An 18,555-nucleotide genomic window follows, 5' to 3' on the forward strand; every position below is an offset into this window, starting at 1 on the left:
CTGTGAGTAAGCAAAAGGGAGTTGACCATGAGTACAGTTATCCGTAAAGCGGACTTTATCGACAGTATTGCAGATTCGCTACAATACATTTCATATTACCATCCGCTTGATTTTATCCAAGCAATGGAAAAAGCCTACAATGCAGAAGAAAGCCAAGCTGCTAAAGATGCGATTGCACAAATCCTCATTAATTCACGTATGTCTGCGGAAGGTAAGCGTCCAATTTGTCAAGACACTGGCATTGTGACTTGTTTCGTTAAAATCGGCATGAATGTGCAGTGGGAAACTGATCAAACAGTGCAAGAAATGGTTGATGAAGGGATTCGTCGTGGTTATGGATTTGAAGGTAATCCACTCCGCGCTTCAATTGTCGCAGATCCTGCTGGCGCACGTAAAAATACCAAAGATAATACACCAGGCGTAGTGCATGTCGAAATGGTACCTGGCGCGAAAGTTGAAGTAATGATCGCAGCGAAAGGCGGCGGTTCTGAAAATAAAAGTAAGATGGTGATGTTAAACCCGTCTGATGACGTTGCAGCTTGGGTTGAAAAAACTGTACCTACGATGGGCGCTGGTTGGTGTCCACCGGGTATGTTAGGTATAGGCATTGGTGGTACTGCTGAAAAAGCAGCAGTTATGGCTAAAGAATCATTAATGGAACCGGTTGATATCCACGAGTTGATGGCGCGAGGTGCGGAAACAACGGATGAAAAAATGCGTTTAGACATTTTTGACCGTGTAAATAAGCTAGGTATCGGCGCGCAAGGTTTAGGCGGAATGGCGACGGTATTGGATATTAAGATTAAATCTTGCCCAACTCATGCAGCATCAAAGCCTGTCGTTATGATCCCGAACTGTGCAGCGACACGCCATACTCACTTTATCCTTGATGGTTCAGGACCTGCAGAATTGCATGTACCGAAATTAGAAGATTGGCCTGAAGTGACTTGGGAAGTAAGTGATAGCGTTCGTCGTGTTAATGTTAATGATATTAAACCTGAGTCAGTACTCGAATGGAAAACCGGCGAAACGGTTCTATTATCAGGTAAGATTTTAACAGGTCGTGATGCGGCGCATAAACGTATTAAAGATATGTTAGATAAAGGTGAGGGCTTGCCAGAAGGGGTAGACTTTACTAACCGCTTTATCTATTACGTTGGTCCGGTTGACGCTGTGGGTGATGAAGTCGTCGGTCCTGCTGGTCCAACAACTGCAACACGTATGGATAAGTTTACCGATACTATGTTAGAACAGACGGGTTTATTAGGCATGATCGGTAAATCAGAACGTGGTCCTGCAACTGTTGAAAGTATCAAGAAGCATAAAGCCGTTTATTTGATGGCTGTTGGTGGCGCTGCATACCTGGTATCAAAAGCGATTAAGAAGTCACGTGTTGTCGCGTTTGAAGACTTAGGTATGGAAGCGATTTACGAATTTGATGTTGTTGATATGCCGATGACAGTTGCAGTGGATACCAATGGTGTATCTGCACATGTCGAAGGTCCAGCTATTTGGAAAATAAAACTTAATGAATAACACGAAAATAACGCATTAGTGTTTTAAAAATTGTTTGAATATGCATAAAGCGGCAACTTAGGTTGGCGCTTTATTCATTTTAACTGTGCTATTTTTAGGGAATAGAAGATAAATATCGGCGCTCGTGTTTATCTTTAAAACCCTTACTGTAGCTACCTATTAGTGAGTATTTTTAATTTTGTATACGTATAAAAATGCGAACTAGGACAAGTTCAATACATTTGTTTCAAACATTTGTTTACATTGTATTGACATTTAGTCCGTCAGAACGTAATTTTAAAACGTTCGTTTAAAAAGGGTTAATTATGGTTAGTAAGTTGGATACAAAAACTCGCATTCTCGATGCAGCCGAAAGTTTGTTCGCTGAACATGGGTTTTCAGATACTTCTTTACGCTTGATAACTACACGAGCAAGTGTGAATTTGGCATCGGTTAATTATCATTTTGGTTCTAAGAAAGAATTGATTCAGGCGGTTATCGCCCGACATCTCGAACTCTTCATGCCCCTACTGAATGAGAAGTTAACCGCCTTATGTGCACAAGCTGAAAAACCATCGTTGTTAGATGTGTTTAACTGTTTTGTTGATCCGCTATTAGCGTTAGAGCAACAAAGTAAAAATGGTACCGTGATTTTTATGCAGTTGCTTGGTCGAAGTTATACTGATGAGCAAGGGCATTTACGTTGGTACACCACAACGCATTACGGTGAAGTCTTAGCCAACATAACTAAGGCTTTATTGAAAGCGAACCCAGCGTTGTCATCGCAAGAGCTCTTTTGGCGATTACATTTTACCCTGGGTACAGCAGTATTTACGATGGGCTCAAGCGGCGCATTGATGGATATTGCGAAAGCAGATTTTAACCAAGATATTGATGTCGAGGGACTAATTCGTAAAGTGATCCCTTATTTGGCATCTGGAATGAACACCTCAACAGAAACTACAAGCATGTAGATGCAATTTAGCTATTTGGATGTTGTGAATTCAGATCCAAAGTTGTAAATACAGCATCAAAATAGTGAAACAAAAGGAAATCGTTATGAGCGCAATGAGTGAGTTTAGAAAGAATAATATCACAGCACCATTATTTAAAGTGTTTAAGAACATCTTGCCACCGCTTTCACAAACAGAGCAGGAAGCAATGGAATCTGGTAGTGTGTGGTGGGATGGTGATTTATTCGCAGGTAATCCTGATTGGAATAAAATGCTTAGCTACCCAACGCCTAAGTTAACTAAAGATGAGCAAAGCTTCATTGATAACGAACTTAAAACATTAATGTCGATGCTGGATGATTATAAAATCGTTCATGAAGATCGTGATTTACCAAAACCAGTTTGGGATTTCATTAAATCAAACGGCTTCTTTGCGCTTATCATTCCAAAAGAATACGGCGGTAAAGCATTCTCTTCTTACGCTAACTCAACGATTGTAACAACGATTGCTACACGTAGTTTATCTACGGCTGTAACAGTAATGGTTCCTAACTCATTAGGTCCGGGCGAATTACTTGCACATTACGGTACACAAGCAGAAAAAGATCGTTGGTTACCAGGTCTAGCAAATGGTACTGAAGTACCATGTTTCGCACTGACTGGTCCTGAAGCGGGCTCTGATGCTGGTGGTATTCCAGATATGGGGCGCGTAGTTAAAGAAGAATTTGAAGGTAAAGAAACGCTTGGTATCCGCGTATCGTGGAGTAAGCGTTATATTACGTTAGCACCTGTTGCAACTGTACTTGGCCTGGCATTTAAACTGCAAGATCCTGATGGTCTACTGGGTGACAACGTTGATATCGGTATTACATGTGCATTAATCCCAACGTCACACGAAGGTGTTGAAATTGGCGACCGTCACTACCCAATGGGTCTGGCGTTCATGAATGGTACCACTTATGGTGACGATGTATTCATTCCTATGGATTGGGTTATCGGTGGCGCACCAATGGTTGGTAAAGGCTGGCGTATGTTGGTTGAATGTCTATCTGCTGGTCGTGGTATTTCTTTACCCGCTCTAGGCAGTGCTTGTGGCCATTTAACTGCGCGTATGACGGGTGCTTATTCATATGTACGTAAACAGTTTGGTTTATCAATTGGTAAATTTGAAGGTGTGCAAGAGTCTCTGGCTCGTATTGGTGGCCTAACTTACCAACTTGAAGCAGCGCGTAAATTTACAACTGGTGCACTAGATCTTGGTCAAAGTCCTGCGATTGTTACGGCAATCTCTAAATACCACATGACTGAAATGGCGCGTACTGTTATTGATGATGCACTTGATATACAAGCAGGTAGCGGTATTCAGTGTGGTCCTAAGAACTATTTAGCCAGCGCTTATTGGGGTATTCCGGTAGCTATTACGGTTGAGGGTGCAAATATCCTTACGCGTAACCTAATGATCTTTGGTCAAGGTGCAACACGTTGTCACCCATATGTACTCGGTGAATTACAAGCGGCTGCCAATCCAAATGAAAAAGAAGCATTAGCGCAATTTGACGAATTATTGTTTAAGCATATTGCCTTTGGTACGAAAAATTTCTTTGGTGCATTAGGCCAAGGTCTGACTGGCGGCATGTTAAACTCTGCGCCTGTATCGGGTCCAACGAAGAAATACTACAAGCAACTTACGCGTATGAGTAAAGCATTAGCATTGTGTGCTGATGTATCTATGCTTGTGCTTGGTGGTGACTTGAAACGTCGTGAAATGATTTCAGCACGTTTAGGTGATGTACTAAGTAACTTGTACCTTGCATCTGCAACGTTGAAACATTTTGAAGAGCAAGGTCGTCAAGCTGAAGATTTACCTATGCTGTCTTGGGCTATCGAACGTAACTTGTTTGAAATTGGTAAAGCATTTTCTGGTTTCTTCCAAAACTTCGGTAACAAAGCGATTGCAAACACACTTAAAGTTGTGGTATTCCCATTCGGCATCAGCTACAAAATGCCTGCAGATGATATTGCAAAAGAAATTTGTGAAGTACTGCTTAAACCAAGCGAAGCGCGTGACCGTCTAACACACCTTTGTTATGTTGGTGACGAGAAAGATGCAAACACGGCAATGTTCGATATGGAAGCTGCGTTCCAAGCGATGTACAAAGTTCAGCCAATTGAGAAGAAAATCGCAATTGCTGCATCTAAAGGTACAATACCACGTAAGTTAGCTGTAAACGTTGCAGCGCCACTTGCTGTTGAAAAAGGTATCATTACACAAGTTGAAGCAGACGAATTACTTGCTGCTGATAAACTACGTTTTGCTGCGATTAACGTTGACTCATTCACTCCAGAAGAGTTTGCGGGAATTTCAAAAGTAATAAAAGACGATAAAGTAGCTTAAGTTTTAACTGAGCCACTCATGAAAAAAACCGAGACTGCTATCTTATAGTAGTCTCGGTTTTTTTATGTCTGTATTCTTTTCTACAAGGTTAAGCATTATTATAAAACGACGCTTAACCTTTTATTAGTGCTGGGCTCATTGAGTACAGGAATACAGTTATTTTATTTTTAGGATTTTACTGGTGTTGGTTGAACCTACTGTATCCATTTTATCGCCTAATGTGAACAAGATAATATCACCAGGTTGCACCTGACCTGTTTCTTTAAGTACCGCGTAAGTACCTTCTATGATACGTTCCTGAGATAAGCCTTCCGTGTTAAATAGTAGTGGGGTTACACCACGGTAAAGGGCTGTCGCATTCAATGTTTTTTGATGTGGAGATAAGCAGAAGATCGGTAAGCCAGAGCTAATACGTGACATCAATAATGGCGTAGTACCTGACTCACTCAATGCAACAATAGCCTTTACACCTTTTAAGTGATTCGCCGCATACATCGTCGACATCGCAATGGTTTCTTCAACTGAATCGAATGTATACTCGATACGGTGGTTTGAGACATTCATACTTGGGTGTGTTTCTGCACCTAAACATACTTCAGCCATTGCTTTCACTGTTTCTACAGGGAAGTCACCGGCCGCTGTTTCTGCAGATAGCATGACCGCATCCGTACCATCAAGAACCGCATTTGCCACGTCCATCACTTCTGCACGCGTTGGCATTGGGCTATTGATCATTGATTCCATCATTTGTGTTGCGGTGATCACAACACGGTTATATTTACGTGATAAGTGGATCAGTGATTTTTGTACACCCACAAGTGCCGCATCACCAATCTCAACGCCTAGATCGCCACGTGCAACCATAATTGCGTCAGATGCTAGAATGATATCTATCATGCTTTCTTTTGTTGCTACAGTCTCTGCACGCTCAACTTTGGCGCAGATTTTCGCATTAGAGCCTGCAGCACGAACAAGTTCACGCGCATAATTGATATCATTGCCGTTACGCGGGAAAGAAACCGCAATAAAGTCGACGTCAATTTTAGCTGCGGTAAGGATATCTGCTTTATCTTTGTCAGTAAGCGCCTCAGCCGATAAACCACCACCTTGCTTGTTGATACCTTTGTTATTTGATAATGGGCCCGCTACCGTCACTTCTGTGTGGATCTGCTGACCTTTAATTTCGGTTACTTTTAATTGTACACGGCCATCGTCAAGTAGCAGTACATCACCCGCGAAAACATCATTTGCTAGCTCTGGATAATCGATACTAACGCATTCGTTATTACCCGCAGTTTTATCAAATGTTGCATCTAAGCAGAATTTATCACCTAGGTTTAAGTGAATTTTACCATCTGTAAATTTAGATACGCGGATCTTAGGTCCTTGTAAGTCACCTAAAATAGCCACGTGTTTATTGTGTTTTTTAGCAATTTCACGAACGTCTTCGGCACGCTTGATGTGGTCTTCGGCGTTACCGTGAGAAAAGTTCATACGTACCATATTGGCACCAGCAAGAATAATTTTTTCTAGATTATTATCGCGATCTGTTGCTGGACCTAAGGTGGTTACAATTTTAGTACGACGTAACATAATGACTCCATATGAATAATGAGATGATATTTTAAAGTATGTTATTTAAATACTGTCAGACAAAAGGTGATCTTAAATCGTATTAGTATGCAAAGGCTTGATTACCGTTTGGTGACAAAAATAAGTAAAAAAGTGATAGGGGAAATAAAAATGGCCACATATCAGCGGCCATTTTGAGATTAATCTATTTTGTTAAAGCGTGAATCCTTGATTGCGGATTTTACTTTCTTCAAGTTCTCACGGAATTTATCACCGCGGCGTAATGTGAAACCAGTCGCCAGTACATCAACCAGTACCAATTGCGCGACACGTGATGCCATAGGCATATATACGTCAGTATCTTCCATTACATCAAGTGAAATAACCAGATTCGAGTATTCTGCTAGTGGTGAGTCCTGTGCTGTGATACCAATCACGATTGCATCATTTTCACGTGCGAGTTTCGCCACATCAACCATACTTTTAGTACGGCCTGTATGTGAGAACAATACCACTACAGAGTCTTCAGTACTGTTAATTACACTCATGCGTTGCATCATAATGTCATCAAAACAAATGACGGGTACGTTGAAACGGAAGAATTTATTTTCAGCGTCACGGGCAACCGATGCAGAAGCACCTAAGCCAAAGAATGAAATTTGTTTCGATTGAATAAGTAGATCAACCGCTTTATTAATCACTTCTGGATCTAAGCTATTTTTTGCTGAGTCTAAGTGAGCGATAGTCGTTTCAAAGATCTTTTGCGTGTAAACCTCAGGACCATCGTTTGCTTCTACGTTTCTGTTTACGTACGGGGTACCGTTAGCCAAACTTTGTGCTAAATGTAATTTAAAATCAGGGTAACCTTTGGTATCTAGACGACGGCAAAAACGGTTAACTGTCGGTTCACTTACATCTGCAACTTTGGCAAGTGTCGCAATACTTGAGTGAATAGCTGATTGCGGAGATTCTAGAATAACATCAGCAACCTTTTTTTCAGATTTACTGAATATTTCTAAATTTTGGATTATTTTTTCGAGCATACTCATGATATTTCCCTGGCAAGCTCCGCAATGGGCGCATGATAAAGTAATGAAGGTAAATGCGAATCTATAGCAGCATTATAAGCCTTGATGGATATTTATTACGTGAATTATGTAAAAAATATGAAGTAAGTCGAACTATTATTACATTTTTTACTTATGTTTAGCATCGTTCCACAGATTTTTGTGACTTTATTATGGTTAAAGTAGCTTAAACAGCATAAACATCGTGATAATGACGAATTTACAAGCAAAATCTATGTAGGTTTATAACTAGTTATAGTCGTAATATGTTTTCAAAATAGTAATAAAATTGCACAAACAATCATGTGCTATACCTACAGTAAGAAATATTCATTAATCAGGGAGTATTTTATGATCAGTACCTTTGATATGTTTAGTATTGGTATTGGGCCATCGAGCTCACACACTGTAGGTCCTATGCGCGCAGCATTTGATTTCTTACAACAGCTTAAAGCACTCGATAATAGTGAACCTATTTTAGGTATTAACGCTGCACTCTTTGGTTCGTTAGGACAGACGGGTGTTGGTCATGGCAGTGATGTCGCGGTTATTTTGGGGTTAGCAGGTTATGAACCAGACAAGATCGACTCTGAGCTGGTGCCCGCAATATTAACGAAAATAGAGGCACAACAAGGCATTGACTTGAACGAGATTGGATTTGTGCCTTTTACGCGTGCTGAAAACATCATACTGCACCAGCGTAAAACCTTGTCTTATCACAGTAATGGGATGACGATAACAGCCTTAAGCCAAGATAATATTGTATTGAGTAAGACGTATTATTCAATTGGCGGTGGTTTTATTCTCGACCATGATCACATCGAACAGCCATTGGAAGAGAATGCCAAGATACCGCCAAAATATAAATTTGATAGTGCTGATGAACTCCTCTCTATTTGTCGATTACACGGGTTATCTATTGCCAAGCTGATGTATGAAAATGAGCGCCAATTAAATCCCGATGATGTCATCAACAAAAAGCTATTACAGTTGCATAGCATCATGGTTGATTGTATCCATCGAGGTTGTCGTAAAGAAGGCATTTTACCCGGAGGTTTAAAGGTTCGCCGCCGTGCACCTGGGTTATACCAGCGATTACAGGCGCCAGATGCCAAAGATGATACGTTTCACGGCATGGACTTTGTTAATATGTATGCGATGGCCGTGAATGAAGAAAATGCGGCTGGTGGACGTGTTGTTACGGCGCCGACCAATGGTGCTGCCGGTATTATTCCTGCCGTGATGTATTTTTATGATCAGTTCGTTAGCCCGTTAACAGAAGATAAAATAAAAATTTACCTATTAACCTGTGCCGCAATTGGGACTTTATATAAGAAAAATGCCTCTATTTCTGGCGCTGAAGTGGGGTGCCAGGGCGAGGTCGGTGTTGCTTGCTCTATGGCCGCTGCAGGCTTGACGGCAATAAGAGGCGGGACACTAGAGCAAATCGAGCACGCCGCCGAAATCGGCATGGAGCATAACTTGGGGCTGACTTGTGATCCGATTGCTGGTTTGGTTCAGATTCCTTGTATTGAACGTAATGCCATTGGTGCGGTGAAAGCGATTAATGCATCACGTATGGCGCGTATGGGAGCTGGAGACCATAAGGTATCGCTTGATCAGGTGATTAAAACAATGAAAGCCACAGGGGATGATATGAAGAATAAATATAAAGAGACATCGAAAGGCGGTTTAGCAATTAATGTGACGGTTTGTTAACTCAAATATAAGAGTAAGGCGCTGGTTCAGGATTTGAATGTTAAACCTAGGCTCGAAGATGATCCGCGAGTACGGCCTAACTTATCATAGGTAATATTATTACGTGAGCGACTACGGATGATGGTATCAGTTAATCGTTTGCAATTACGCAGATTGAGTTCAATCAACTTACCGTTAACGTCATTCAATTCTTGGCATTGAGTGAGTTCTGTTTCAATTTGTTGTTTTTGAGATAAGTAGGTAGAGAGTAATTCTGCAACATCAGGGTGCTGGTTGATTTTGACATCGAGTTCGGCAATTTGGGTTATTTTTTGTTGCTTATCTTGACTGAGCTTTTCTAGTGCCGTGACGTCGCGTGACTCTAACGCTGATTTTTCAGCTGTCAGTAGAGCCAGTAATTGTTCTACATAAGATACCTGTAAAACGAGTAATTCGGGCAATGCTTTTATTGTCATCTCTGTTACGGTACTCGGTTATGCAAGTAAAGATTCGAAGTTAGACATATTCTTTGCTAATTTATTCGCATCAACTTGATAGCTACCATCAGCAATGGCCTTTTTCAAACTTTCGACTTTCGATGTGTTAACAGGTGTACCTTGAGCTAAATCATGTTCCATAGCGGTCAAACTTTTGGCTTGTGATGTAATGTTAACAGAGTCGCCTTGTGCTATACGTTGCGGTGAAGTTTGAGCCGGATTACCATTTTGAACACTGGTTTTTTGCTGCGCACTTCTTGCTTGATCTAGCTGGTGACTACGGTTATTTAAATTGGTTAAATTTATGGCCATTTTTCTACCTATTGAATTGTAAACAGGTGTACTAAAAGATTATCGACTTATGACAATAAAACTTTAGCAAAATTTAATAGTTTATTTGGATAATACCTGCTGCTTGGACAATACCCGAAACAGTTCGTTTCGATTTACTATTACGCACCTTGATTTTTTCACCCAAAATACCGTTAGCCAATGCTACACCATCAGTTTTTACGGTTAGATTGCCCACTGAACTGGTAATTGTAACGCTTTCACCTTTACACACAAGACATATATCTCGTGTTGAGATCATTTGTTCAGCCGAGAGTGGTCTCTTTAAGCGTGCTCTATTAACAAAAGTCAAATCCGAAATATAACCTGAGCGTAATAATAAACGGTTCATATATTCTATTTTAGTATTGTTTTTCGTTAATCGGCTACCTTTTGATAAAGGTCGATTGCTAACCACCACGGGTACTAGTCGAATAATCTTTATTGGTACGTAGAGTTGCCAGCCATCAGCACGCTTGCAACGTATTCTTACTGTCGCGGAGCGTTGTAAGCTTTTATTACCAACTAACTCTGCAGACATATTACCTTCACACTGAGTTACTGTTATTCTGCGGTCAATTTTTGTTACTTCTATACTTACTCTTTCATTCTGAGAGCTAGGTAGTTGCGCTTTGATAAAAGATTCTGCAAACTCTTCAATAACATGATGTTGATCTGTTGTTGCGTTCGCAAGTGGTAAATAACTCACCAAACTAAAACAATAGAAAAACAACAATGAAAAAATATATTTAAGCATTTAGGTTTCTAAGCCGATATAAGATTAACGGTTACGTATAAAGTGATTTAAGAGCCAAACTTTTGACTGTTTTATACTGTAAACAACAAATATAAATGAATAATACAGTGGTAAGCAATATTTAAGCCATGTTGAAAATAAGCAACATTTACCTAAGGATGAATAATGGCAGGATTACTCGATACGGTCAATCAACGGACACAGTTGGTCGGACAAAACCGTCTAGAATTACTTATGTTCCGTTTAAACGGGCGTCAGCGTTTTGGTATCAATGTATTTAAAGTAAAAGAAGTATTACAATGTCCGCCATTAACGACTCTGCCTAAGCTTCATAGTGTAGTGCGTGGCGTTGCTCATATACGTGGAAAAACGATCTCTGTGATTGATTTAAGCTTAGCCACTGGTGGTCGTCCAATTGAGGATCTAAGTAAGGCATTCATCATTATTTCTGAATATAATCGTTCAGTACAGGGCTTTTTAGTCTCGAGTGTTGAACGTATTATCAACATTAACTGGGAAGCTATTTTACCCCCGCCAAAAGGTACAGGTCGATTTAGCTATTTAACGGCTGTGACAGAAGTTGATAAAGAACTTGTTGAAGTCTTAGATGTGGAGAAAATCCTGCATGAAGTGGCGCCAGTGAAAATGGAAGTTAGTGAAGGAATACTTGAAACGGCAACACAAATTGATACGAAAGAAATAGAGAAAGTGATTCTTGTTGTAGATGATTCAAGTGTTGCACGTAATCAGATTAAGAAGGCAGTCTCTGACCTTGGCTTTAAGATTGTATTAGCTAAAGATGGTCGAGACGGGTTAAATAAACTTCGTGAAATGGCTGCCAATGGCCCAATTACCGACCAAATCGCGTTGATGATCTCAGATATTGAGATGCCAGAAATGGATGGTTATACACTCACTGCAGAAGTGAGAAATGATCAATCATTGAATGGTTTATATATTATTTTACATACGTCGTTAAGTGGTGTGTTTAATCAGGCGATGGTAACTAAAGTTGGCGCAAACGATTTTATCGCAAAATTTAATCCCGATGAACTTGCGGGTGCGGTTTTAAAAGCATTAAAAGCAGCAGACCCTAGCTAGGGAATAGTTGTATTGAATAAATGTATTTTCATATAGAAAGTTGAGTAAAAAATAGTGCAAACATTGTCAAATGAAGTTTATACCCGTTTTAGTGAATTTCTTGAAATTCAGTGTGGTATTGTATTAGGGCAAAATAAACAATATTTAGTTAAAAGTCGCTTATTGCCACTATTGGCAAAGCATAAAATGACGAGTTTAACTGAACTAGTACAAAAATCGATGACTATGTTAGCGCGTGATTTACGTAATGATGTTATTGATGCGATGACCACTAATGAAACGTTGTGGTTTCGTGATGTTTACCCGTTTGAGTATTTACAGGCTCAGATCTTGCCTGAATTTATGAATAAAGGTCAGCCAATTAAGATCTGGTCTGCCGCCTCTTCATCTGGACAAGAACCGTTTTCAATAGCAATGTCTGCGATTGAAACGCAAGAAAAGATTAAGCGTTTAGTGAAGCCTAATGTACAAATTGTCGGTACGGATATATCCCCAACTATGATTAAGCATTGTAAAGATGGTGTTTATGATCGCTTGGCTCTTGGCAGGGGCCTGTCTCCTGAACGTAAGCGTCAGTTTTTCACGACACTACCTGATGATAAAATGCAGGTGAATCGTGACGTGCAGCAGTTAACGACATTTCGTGAAATCAATTTATTGGAAAGCTATGCTTTGCTCGGTAAGTTCGATATTATTTTTTGTCGTAATGTACTGATTTACTTTTCCCCAAAGATTAAAAGTCAGATCCTTAATCAATTTGCAGGATCATTAAAGCCGGGTGGGTACCTCTTCTTAGGCGCATCAGAATCCTTGACTGGGTTAACGGATAAGTTTGAAATGGTCCGTTGTAACCCAGGGATAGTCTATAGGTTAAAATAGTTTATTTGTAACGGTTACGGCTTGAACATGGATGTTCGTTTATTGGCTATAATTGATCGCCATAAACCGTCAAAAAATTGATTTAACAGTTTATCTTTAGATAGCCTCCTGTATTTCCCTCATGCCTTTAAATTATAACGTTCATAAAAACCACCTTGATACAAGCTTAAGGTACTGATTTTAAGGTTGTTATTTATTTTTTGATTTATGGGTTAAATAAAGCGAATCTCTAATTACCTATTTTGGCACATATGTTGCTTTCATCATTTGTATCATCGTAATTATCCTGCGATTGATTACGATATAAATGTTATAGGAGGCGTTCATGGCTATTAATTTTGATAATGCATTGGGTATACACCAATATTCTGTTGGCGTAAGAGAGCGTCGTGCAGAGGTATTAGCCAGTAATATTGCTAATGCAGACACGCCAGGGTTTAAAGCGAAAGACTTAAGCTTTAAGGATGCACTTGCTAGTGCGACCCAGGGCAGCAGTTTTAACTTATCAAAAACCAGTGAACGTCATATATCAGGCGGCAGGGATATGGCGTCTGATCTTCAATATAGAATTCCGAATCAACCCGATACTGGTGACGGTAATACAGTTGATGTACAAACTGAGCGTGCTAGCTTTATGCAAAACAGCATGGAATATCAGGCATCACTGTCATTTTTAAGCAGTAAAATTCAAACTATGCGCAAGGCAATTAAAGGACAATAATTATGAGTTTATTTCGAGTCTTTGACGTTGCCGGTTCGGCAATGAGTGCACAATCGGTTCGTTTAAATACAACCGCGAGTAACCTTGCTAACGCGAATAGTGTGAGTAGTAGCGCCGGTGAGACCTATAAAGCGCGTTATCCTATTTTCCAAGCACAATTTGATCAAGCTAATGCTGCGCAAAATGAAGCAGTTGGCGTGAATGTTGCAGGGATTGTAGAAAGTGATGCGCCATTAGTTAATGAATTTAATCCAAATCATCCATTAGCTGACGAAAATGGCTATGTATATCGTCCGAATGTAAACGTAATGGAAGAGATGGCAAACATGATTAGCGCATCTCGTTCATACCAAACTAACGTGCAAATAGCTGATTCTGCTAAACAAATGTTGAATAAGACATTAACGTTAGGTCAAGGTTAATAGAGGGTATTTGGCTGTGACGACAATTAATAACAGTAATAATATAGCTGACTTCAGCAGTCAGTTTAAAGCAGAAAAAAAAGATGCGGCAGAGCAAGCGGCAGAAACTACCCGCAAAGAGCTAGGTCAAGAAGACTTTTTCTCGTTACTTACACAAGAATTGGCTTATCAAGATCCGTTCAAACCGGTAGAAAACTCAGACATGGTGGCGCAAATGGCGTCATTTACTACTGCTGATGGTATTTCTAATATGGATAGCAAGTTTGAGCAGCTAAATACGATCATGAGCTCAAACCAAGCGCTGCAGGCATCGAGTCTGGTCGGTACTAAAGTATTGGCCCCTGCATCGTCAGCATTTTTGTCTGGAGGTGAGGATGTATCTGGTCGTATTGAATTACCACAGAGCGCACCAAATTTGCGTTTACAAATTGCCAATCAAGTTGGTGAAGTTGTTAAAGTGCTCGATATGGGTGAACAAAAAAGTGGTGCTATTGCCTTTAATTGGGATGGTACAGACATGAACGGCAAGAAAGTGGCGGAAGGAAGTTACCGCTTAAAAGCATCTGCATCGATAGACGGCAATGCACAAGACCTTAAAATCTCAAGTTTCCAGCATGTCGAAAGTGTTAATATTGGTAATACAGGTAACGGTATTATGCTGAACTTGAAAGGTATGGGTAGTCTTCCTCTGAGCGAAGCAACAGAAGTTGCAGCTAAAACTTACTAATTTATTGAATAAGGAAATCTTATGTCATTTAACATCGCCTTGAGTGGGATTAACGCTGCTCAGAAAGACCTTAATACAACGGCAAATAATATTGCTAACGTTAACACCACGGGTTTTAAAGAGTCTCGCGCCGAGTTTGGTGATGTTTATGCAACATCGATTTTCTCAAATGCAAAAACGTCTGTTGGTAACGGTGTGGCAACGGCTCATGTTGCACAGCAGTTCCAACAAGGTAGTTTGAACTTTACCGATAACTCACTTGATTTGGCGATTAACGGTAATGGTTTCTTCGTTATGTCTGATGGACTTGAGTCTATGGACCGTAATTATACGCGTGCAGGTGCCTTTAAGCTTGATGCAAATAGTTTTGTGACTAATTCAGCGGGTAATTATCTGCAAGTTTATGACGTCAATGACGATGGATCACCAAAAGCGGTGAGTATGGCGTCAACCAAACCGCTACAAATCCCGGATACAGCAGGTGTGCCTGAGTCAACGCGCAATGTTGATATGACGATGAATTTGCCGGCGACATCACCAGGATTAGACCCATTGAAATTTGATCCCGCAGACAGTGGCACTTATACCTCTGCGACGTCTGTTTCTATTTATGATTCGTTAGGTGAATCACATACCTTATCAACTTATTACGTAAAAGATGGCTCTGCGGGGGCACCAGCAAACTCTTGGTTAGAGTTTAACTATGTGGATGATCAACCTCTTAATATTGTTGGTGGTCAGGCTGTTGCATCGGCTCCGGGAACACCAATAAAACCGACCGCGATGCGAATGACGTTTGATTCATCAGGACTATTGCAACAGCAACTCCCTGCGATCGCAGAGACCTTGCCACTAGGCGCTATTTTAACTAATGGTGCGGATACCACTCAGACGATTAAACTTAATATCAATAACCCGACTCAGTTTGCGTCTGCATTTGAAGTTTCTAAGCTTGAGCAAGACGGGGCGACTGTGGGTCGATTAACGGGGATTGATATTGGCCCGGATGGTATGGTTGCGGCGAGCTACAGTAATGGTCGTAATGACAAGTTGGGTATGATTGCGATGGCTAAGTTTGCCAATGAACAAGGCTTGAGTCAGACGGGGGATACGGGCTGGCGTGCATCACAACTTTCGGGCAATGCGATTGCTGGCGAAGCCAACTCAGGTACCTTTGGTAAAATTAATTCATCGGCACTAGAACAGTCTAATGTAAACTTGACCAGTGAACTTGTTAACTTAATTACGGCACAACGTAACTACCAAGCCAATTCAAGAACGTTAGAGGTTAACTCGAAATTACAAGATACAGTATTACAGATCCGTTAATGTAACGGGCGAGTAAGCCATATAGCAAGCGGAATTATTCGACATATAATTTATCGAAAAGATAGATTATTGATAAAAAGCCATCCTATTTAGGGTGGCTTTTTAATTTTGGCACTTTAATTGCTTTATTACTGATATTAGACGGGTAATTAACGATTTCAACGAAAAGTGACAGAGGATTGACGAATGGACAATATGCTTTATATCTCTATGTCGGGTGCCAAAGAAAATATGAATGCATTGGCTGTTCGTGCCAATAATATCGCCAATGTGAATACACATGGTTTTAAGGCTGATTTTGAACAAGCGCGTTCAATGCAAGCGTTTGGTGAAGGCCTACCAACCCGTGTATTTGCTATTACCGAAAGTCCGGGGCAGGATTTTACTGCTGGAGGACTACAACAAACGGGTAATGCACTCGATGTTGCGATCCAAGGTGATGGTTGGTTAAGTGTGCTGGATGATAAGAACAAGGAAAGTTATACCCGCAGTGGTAGCTTACACATGAGTCCTACTGGTGAATTATTGACATCATCAGGGCGCCCAGTACTTGGTGAAGGTGGTCCTATTATTATTCCAACACCTGTGGAACAAATAAAAATCCATGCTGATGGTCGTATCGAGATTCGTCCTCAGGGGGCACCGGCAAATGCCTTGGAAGAAGTAGACCAATTGAAACTGGTTAATCCCGATGTTCGAAATTTAGTGAAAGGCTATGATGGTATGTTTCGACAAGCGGATGGTACTCCCGCCGCCGTTGATGTAAATGTCCAAGTAGCAGGTGGCGCGTTAGAAACCAGTAATGTTAGTGCTGTTAGTGAACTCACAGGAATGATTAATTTGCAACGTCAATTTGAAATGCAGATAAAAATGATGAAAACAGCAGAAGAAAATGACAAAGCATCAGACTCACTATTACGAGTGAATTAATTGTTCGTTGATGAGTTTACATAAAGTATAAATTAGATGAGGAAAGTGTTATGAATCCTGCATTATGGATAAGTAAAACCGGTTTAGAAGCACAGCAAACGAATATCTCAACCATTTCAAATAACTTAGCCAATGCCAGCACGGTTGGTTTTAAGAAAGAACGCGCTATCTTTGAAGATTTATTGTACCAAGCGGTAAATCAACCGGGTGGTCAATCATCGCAAAATACCAAACTACCGTCTGGCTTAATGGTTGGTTCGGGTGCTCGGGTTGTTGCGACCCAAAAAGATCATTCTCAAGGTAATATGTTAACGACTGATAACTCGCTGGATTTAATGGTCAGTGGTCGTGGTTTTTTCGAGGTGGAAATGCCTGATGGTACTACGTCATATACTCGTAACGGTCAATTCACTTTAAATGATGAAGGGATTATCGTGACACCTGGCACGGGTTATCCATTGCAGCCGCAGATCCAAATACCTGCAGATGCACAAACTGTTACCGTTTCGGAAGATGGCGAAGTCTCGGTAAGTTTACCGGGTCAGACAAACAATCAAACCGTTGGCCAGATTAATATTTCAGACTTTGTTAACCCAGGTGGTTTACAGCCAATTGGACAAAACATGTATATTCAAACAGGTGCGAGTGGTGATCCAGTACAAGGTCTTCCAAGTAATGAAGGTCTGGGTAAATTAGTGCAAGGTGCGATTGAAACATCGAATGTAAACGTGACGGAAGAATTAGTAAATCTGATTGAAAGCCAACGTGTATATGAGATGAATTCAAAAGTAATCTCAGCGGTTGATGAAATGTTAAGTTATACCAATCAACAGTTATAATTTAACGGTTAGTCGTTAAACATTCATTAATAACATCGAGAAATATAATGCGTAATCTTATCCTTGCTTTGTTTGTTTTTATCCAGCTAGCTGGTTGCTCGTCTTTGGTTAAAGTAAAAGATAACATGGTCGCTAAAAATACAGACTCGACCAAAACCGAAGATGTGGAAGAACCAGCTGATGTGAACGACACGCCACAGCAAGACTCACCTGATTATGCACCGATTGTACCCGATGATAACCCTGTACAAGCGAAAGTAACGGGATCGTTATTTAATCCACAATACAATAATAATATTTTCTCGGATATTAAAGCACGTCGTGTCGGTGACATCATTACTGTTACATTGACAGAGTCAACTAGTGCTAAAAAGAAAGCTAGCTCAAACCTAGGTAAAGATAACTCGTTTGAATTAGACCCTATCAAGCTTGGCGGTGACGAGGTGACTATTAGCGGTTATACGATTGAAGGTAGTTTAAATCAAACGAGTTCTTTTTCTGGAAATGGTTCTGCCGATCAGAGCAACAGTTTAGAAGGTAATATCTCTGTTACCGTCGTGCGTGTGTTACCTAATAATAACTTAGTTATTCGTGGTGAGAAGTGGCTCATGCTGAATAATGGGAGTGAGTATATTCGTCTTACTGGCTTATTACGCCCACAAGATGTCGACGCTGATAATAAAGTGAATTCTTCTTTGATCGCGAATGCGCGTATTCAATATGGCGCAATTGATGATTTGGGGGAAGCGCAAGTACAAGGCTGGGCAACTAAATTCCTGAATGGTAATAAATGGCCTTTTTAATCTGAGCCAATCTGTAAATA

Annotated in this window: 18 protein-coding genes; 13 read left to right on the plus strand and 5 right to left on the minus strand. The window is 40.5% G+C overall.

Annotated elements, in window-relative coordinates; all coding sequences use genetic code 11:
- Positions 1–27: 27 nt before the first annotated feature.
- The 3 genes from HWV02_RS04550 (at position 28) to HWV02_RS04560 (ending at position 4,863) form a co-directional block, all read left to right on the plus strand.
- The gene (locus HWV02_RS04550; RefSeq protein ID WP_211674268.1) at positions 28–1,536 is read left to right on the plus strand and encodes a fumarate hydratase; all 1,509 of its coding nucleotides are present in this window, start codon (positions 28–30) and stop codon (positions 1,534–1,536) included.
- Between the two features lie 305 nt (positions 1,537–1,841).
- Positions 1,842–2,489: a TetR/AcrR family transcriptional regulator gene (locus tag HWV02_RS04555; RefSeq protein ID WP_211678673.1), complete on the plus strand. Its 648-nt coding sequence runs from the start codon at positions 1,842–1,844 to the stop codon at positions 2,487–2,489.
- Between the two features lie 85 nt (positions 2,490–2,574).
- Positions 2,575–4,863, plus strand: a complete 2,289-nt coding sequence (locus HWV02_RS04560; RefSeq protein WP_211678675.1) for an acyl-CoA dehydrogenase — start codon at positions 2,575–2,577, stop codon at positions 4,861–4,863.
- Positions 4,864–5,019: 156 nt separating this feature from the next.
- On the opposite strand, the gene pyk is transcribed toward HWV02_RS04560, so the two are convergent.
- Both pyk and HWV02_RS04570 read right to left on the minus strand, forming a co-directional pair.
- The gene (pyk, locus tag HWV02_RS04565; protein WP_211689819.1) at positions 5,020–6,456 is read right to left on the minus strand and encodes a pyruvate kinase; all 1,437 of its coding nucleotides are present in this window, start codon (positions 6,454–6,456) and stop codon (positions 5,020–5,022) included.
- 179 nt (positions 6,457–6,635) lie between these two features.
- The gene (locus HWV02_RS04570; RefSeq protein ID WP_019440856.1) at positions 6,636–7,484 is read right to left on the minus strand and encodes a MurR/RpiR family transcriptional regulator; all 849 of its coding nucleotides are present in this window, start codon (positions 7,482–7,484) and stop codon (positions 6,636–6,638) included.
- Positions 7,485–7,853: 369 nt separating this feature from the next.
- On the opposite strand from HWV02_RS04570, the gene HWV02_RS04575 reads away from it, so the two are divergent.
- Entirely contained in the window at positions 7,854–9,221 is a 1,368-nt protein-coding gene (locus HWV02_RS04575; protein ID WP_211689820.1) for an L-serine ammonia-lyase, read from the plus strand.
- 26 nt (positions 9,222–9,247) lie between these two features.
- Here HWV02_RS04575 and HWV02_RS04580 read toward each other — a convergent pair whose 3' ends face one another.
- The 3 genes from HWV02_RS04580 to flgA all read right to left on the minus strand — a co-directional run bounded on the left by HWV02_RS04580 (position 9,248) and on the right by flgA (position 10,784).
- Positions 9,248–9,676 (minus strand): flagella synthesis protein FlgN, encoded by a 429-nt coding sequence (locus tag HWV02_RS04580; protein ID WP_211689821.1) that lies wholly within the window; start codon positions 9,674–9,676, stop codon positions 9,248–9,250.
- A gap of 18 nt (positions 9,677–9,694) precedes the next feature.
- The gene (gene flgM, locus HWV02_RS04585; protein WP_211689822.1) at positions 9,695–10,009 is read right to left on the minus strand and encodes a flagellar biosynthesis anti-sigma factor FlgM; all 315 of its coding nucleotides are present in this window, start codon (positions 10,007–10,009) and stop codon (positions 9,695–9,697) included.
- Between the two features lie 73 nt (positions 10,010–10,082).
- The gene (gene flgA, locus HWV02_RS04590; RefSeq protein ID WP_211678683.1) at positions 10,083–10,784 is read right to left on the minus strand and encodes a flagellar basal body P-ring formation chaperone FlgA; all 702 of its coding nucleotides are present in this window, start codon (positions 10,782–10,784) and stop codon (positions 10,083–10,085) included.
- A 165-nt stretch (positions 10,785–10,949) separates the two neighbouring features.
- Between flgA and HWV02_RS04595 the strand changes: the two genes are divergently transcribed.
- From HWV02_RS04595 to HWV02_RS04635, 9 genes are all read left to right on the plus strand, one after another.
- A complete protein-coding gene (locus HWV02_RS04595) occupies positions 10,950–11,885 on the plus strand; it encodes a chemotaxis protein CheV (RefSeq protein ID WP_211689823.1) in 936 nt (311 codons plus the stop codon).
- 54 nt (positions 11,886–11,939) lie between these two features.
- Positions 11,940–12,764, plus strand: a complete 825-nt coding sequence (locus tag HWV02_RS04600; RefSeq protein WP_211678686.1) for a protein-glutamate O-methyltransferase CheR — start codon at positions 11,940–11,942, stop codon at positions 12,762–12,764.
- Between the two features lie 325 nt (positions 12,765–13,089).
- Positions 13,090–13,485, plus strand: coding sequence for a flagellar basal body rod protein FlgB (flgB, locus tag HWV02_RS04605; RefSeq protein ID WP_211678688.1), 396 nt, complete (start codon positions 13,090–13,092; stop codon positions 13,483–13,485).
- A 2-nt stretch (positions 13,486–13,487) separates the two neighbouring features.
- A complete protein-coding gene (gene flgC, locus HWV02_RS04610) occupies positions 13,488–13,907 on the plus strand; it encodes a flagellar basal body rod protein FlgC (RefSeq protein ID WP_045111470.1) in 420 nt (139 codons plus the stop codon).
- Positions 13,908–13,923: 16 nt separating this feature from the next.
- Complete coding sequence (locus tag HWV02_RS04615; protein WP_211678692.1) at positions 13,924–14,634, plus strand: flagellar hook assembly protein FlgD; 711 nt, start codon at positions 13,924–13,926, stop codon at positions 14,632–14,634.
- A gap of 21 nt (positions 14,635–14,655) precedes the next feature.
- Positions 14,656–15,963 (plus strand): flagellar hook protein FlgE, encoded by a 1,308-nt coding sequence (gene flgE / locus HWV02_RS04620; RefSeq protein WP_211689824.1) that lies wholly within the window; start codon positions 14,656–14,658, stop codon positions 15,961–15,963.
- 186 nt (positions 15,964–16,149) lie between these two features.
- Positions 16,150–16,893 (plus strand): flagellar basal-body rod protein FlgF, encoded by a 744-nt coding sequence (gene flgF / locus HWV02_RS04625; protein WP_211678696.1) that lies wholly within the window; start codon positions 16,150–16,152, stop codon positions 16,891–16,893.
- A 50-nt stretch (positions 16,894–16,943) separates the two neighbouring features.
- On the plus strand, positions 16,944–17,732 hold the full coding sequence (gene flgG, locus HWV02_RS04630; protein ID WP_211678698.1) for a flagellar basal-body rod protein FlgG: 789 nt from the start codon (positions 16,944–16,946) through the stop codon (positions 17,730–17,732).
- Positions 17,733–17,779: 47 nt separating this feature from the next.
- Complete coding sequence (locus HWV02_RS04635) at positions 17,780–18,535, plus strand: flagellar basal body L-ring protein FlgH (RefSeq protein ID WP_211678699.1); 756 nt, start codon at positions 17,780–17,782, stop codon at positions 18,533–18,535.
- The last annotated feature ends 20 nt before the right edge of the window (positions 18,536–18,555 follow it).

This window comes from Moritella sp. 28, from assembly GCF_018219435.1.
Taxonomy (GTDB): domain Bacteria; phylum Pseudomonadota; class Gammaproteobacteria; order Enterobacterales; family Moritellaceae; genus Moritella.

Coding starts and splice junctions, on each gene's coding strand:
- flgB (WP_211678688.1), top strand. CDS start 13,090: ATGGCTATTAATTTTGATAATGCATTGGGTATACACCAATATTCTGTT.
- HWV02_RS04555 (WP_211678673.1), top strand. CDS start 1,842: ATGGTTAGTAAGTTGGATACAAAAACTCGCATTCTCGATGCAGCCGAA.
- HWV02_RS04595 (WP_211689823.1), top strand. CDS start 10,950: ATGGCAGGATTACTCGATACGGTCAATCAACGGACACAGTTGGTCGGA.
- HWV02_RS04635 (WP_211678699.1), top strand. CDS start 17,780: ATGCGTAATCTTATCCTTGCTTTGTTTGTTTTTATCCAGCTAGCTGGT.
- flgC (WP_045111470.1), top strand. CDS start 13,488: ATGAGTTTATTTCGAGTCTTTGACGTTGCCGGTTCGGCAATGAGTGCA.
- HWV02_RS04580 (WP_211689821.1), bottom strand. CDS start 9,676: ATGACAATAAAAGCATTGCCCGAATTACTCGTTTTACAGGTATCTTAT.
- HWV02_RS04570 (WP_019440856.1), bottom strand. CDS start 7,484: ATGAGTATGCTCGAAAAAATAATCCAAAATTTAGAAATATTCAGTAAA.
- HWV02_RS04550 (WP_211674268.1), top strand. CDS start 28: ATGAGTACAGTTATCCGTAAAGCGGACTTTATCGACAGTATTGCAGAT.
- flgE (WP_211689824.1), top strand. CDS start 14,656: ATGTCATTTAACATCGCCTTGAGTGGGATTAACGCTGCTCAGAAAGAC.
- flgM (WP_211689822.1), bottom strand. CDS start 10,009: ATGGCCATAAATTTAACCAATTTAAATAACCGTAGTCACCAGCTAGAT.
- HWV02_RS04560 (WP_211678675.1), top strand. CDS start 2,575: ATGAGCGCAATGAGTGAGTTTAGAAAGAATAATATCACAGCACCATTA.
- flgG (WP_211678698.1), top strand. CDS start 16,944: ATGAATCCTGCATTATGGATAAGTAAAACCGGTTTAGAAGCACAGCAA.
- flgF (WP_211678696.1), top strand. CDS start 16,150: ATGGACAATATGCTTTATATCTCTATGTCGGGTGCCAAAGAAAATATG.
- flgA (WP_211678683.1), bottom strand. CDS start 10,784: ATGCTTAAATATATTTTTTCATTGTTGTTTTTCTATTGTTTTAGTTTG.
- HWV02_RS04575 (WP_211689820.1), top strand. CDS start 7,854: ATGATCAGTACCTTTGATATGTTTAGTATTGGTATTGGGCCATCGAGC.
- pyk (WP_211689819.1), bottom strand. CDS start 6,456: ATGTTACGTCGTACTAAAATTGTAACCACCTTAGGTCCAGCAACAGAT.